Below are 1,091 nucleotides of genomic sequence, written 5' to 3'. Positions count from 1 at the left end.
CTCCTTGTGTTTGATTGTTAAAAATCACAATAGAGATTCTTTCATCGCCTGCCTATTCTTTTTTTAATTCTTCTGTGCACTTCAAACTTGAAAAGACTTTATTAAAAACCTCGCTAATTTTACGAAACAAAAAATCCATGATTTTTTTATTTTTAGCATCAGGATTATCAATAAACTGACTGGAAGGACCTAAAGATACAAGATTTACAGAAGAAGACATTGTTTTCTTTCCTATAGGTTAGCTCTAAAATAGAAAAGCAATAGAGTAGTAAAAATTCAATTAATAATCATTAATTAGCTTTATCTTTTTTGGCTTGTGATCTTCCAACCAGACCACGGGCTTAACTTACACCACTCTTTTAGAGTTCTAGTACATATACCGTATTCTTTTTCGATTACAGCTTTTGCAATGCCTGAATGAATAAGATCTAGAATCTGTTGTTTTTTTTGTTCTGATGAATCAGTTTCCTCTTGAAAGAAGCGATATGGTTGGTAACGCAGGTGATATTTTATTTTTCTCCGAGGAAGTGATTCCTTAACTGAATTAGGTATTTGTTTTTTCTCGGCTTTATTTAGTAAAGCTTCAAATTTAGCATCTCCTTCATTTATAAACCTTGCTAAAGGTGAGAAATAAATAAAGGGGTGGGGATCTTTGAGGATTTTATCGACTTCGGCTTCGATCTGATTAAAATTAAGCGATGATTCTTGTTCGTTTAGGATACGTTCTTGAGGGTTTTTAGTAAAGAGTGCATGAGAACTCAAAATACATTTTTTTGTAATAGTCATAATAAGAACTCTTGAAAGATTGTTATCTTTCCATATGTATATTATTGTATAATTACAGTCAATTTCTATTAATTATTTTAATTTATAAAATATATTATTAACTGCTGGAAAAGAAGAAAATAATCTTGCAAAAACTGAGGAATTATAGAGCTAAGAAAACTCATTCTGATTTTCTTAGCTCTAAGTAATGCTGGAGTATTTTCATATCAGGGCTTACGCATGAAGAATTTCCTTTGCACCTACTAGATCTAATAAATAATCTTTACGACATGATGCAATGAAGCGCCGTTTACGTAAACTGACCT

At 31.1% G+C, this 1,091-nt stretch carries 2 protein-coding genes; both read right to left on the bottom strand.

Features of this window, described 5'->3' with window-relative positions:
- Positions 1 to 52 precede the first annotated feature (52 nt).
- Positions 53 to 220 (bottom strand): hypothetical protein, encoded by a 168-nt coding sequence (locus tag RHOW815_RS08190; RefSeq protein WP_215217793.1) that lies wholly within the window; start codon positions 218 to 220, stop codon positions 53 to 55.
- A gap of 80 nt (positions 221 to 300) precedes the next feature.
- Complete coding sequence (locus RHOW815_RS08185; protein ID WP_215217792.1) at positions 301 to 786, bottom strand: hypothetical protein; 486 nt, start codon at positions 784 to 786, stop codon at positions 301 to 303.
- Between the last annotated feature and the right edge of the window lie 305 nt (positions 787 to 1,091).

Source organism: Candidatus Rhabdochlamydia sp. W815 (assembly GCF_018642185.1).
Taxonomy (GTDB): domain Bacteria; phylum Chlamydiota; class Chlamydiia; order Chlamydiales; family Rhabdochlamydiaceae; genus Rhabdochlamydia; species Rhabdochlamydia oedothoracis.
The sequence above is the reverse complement of the archived record's forward strand: the minus strand, read 5'-3'. Positions and strand labels throughout refer to the sequence as shown.

Coding starts and splice junctions, on each gene's coding strand:
- RHOW815_RS08190 (WP_215217793.1), bottom strand. CDS start 220: ATGTCTTCTTCTGTAAATCTTGTATCTTTAGGTCCTTCCAGTCAGTTT.
- RHOW815_RS08185 (WP_215217792.1), bottom strand. CDS start 786: ATGACTATTACAAAAAAATGTATTTTGAGTTCTCATGCACTCTTTACT.